At 52.6% G+C, this 595-nt stretch carries 1 protein-coding gene; it reads left to right on the top strand.

Annotated elements, in window-relative coordinates; all coding sequences use genetic code 11:
• The coding region (locus HMPREF3119_RS14095) for a phage minor tail protein L (RefSeq protein WP_070580071.1) at positions 1 to 595 on the top strand (595 nt) is incomplete at both ends.

Genomic DNA, 595 nt, shown 5'->3' with positions numbered 1-595 from the left:
GCCGGATATTTTGCGGTTCCATGCATACAATATCCCGCACACAGAGACTGAGATTATGTCTGCAGGTGGTGACTCGGAGAAGTTACCAGCGAAATCCATCTGGTGGCAGGGAGAAGAGTATCGCGCGTGGCCGGTACAGATTGAGGGGCTGGAAGCATCAACAACCGGATCCGGTGCGCAGCCGAAGTTATCGGTGGCAAATCTGGACGGTTCCATCACTGCGCTGTGTCTGGCCTACGATGACATGCTGAAAGCGAAAGTAACGATACACGATACCCTGGCGCACTATCTGGATGCTGATAATTTCCCGGACGGCAATCCGGCGGCAGATCCCACCCAGGAAAAAGTCTCGGTCTTTTATATCGACAGCAAATCCTCGGAAACCAACGAAGTTATCGAGTTTGAATTAGCCAGTCCGATGGATTTACAGGGGGTACTGATTCCGACGCGGCAACTGCATTCAATGTGCACCTGGTGCATACGCGGCAAATACAAATCCGGTGACGGCTGTGATTATGCCGAGCAGAACGGGTATTTTGATAAGCACGGCAATCGTGTGGATGATCCGGCACAGGATCAGTGCAGCGGCATGCTG

The organism is Morganella sp. HMSC11D09 (assembly GCF_001807955.1).
In the GTDB taxonomy this organism is placed as follows: Bacteria; Pseudomonadota; Gammaproteobacteria; order Enterobacterales; family Enterobacteriaceae; genus Morganella; species Morganella morganii.
This window is presented reverse-complemented; position numbering and strand designations above follow the sequence as displayed.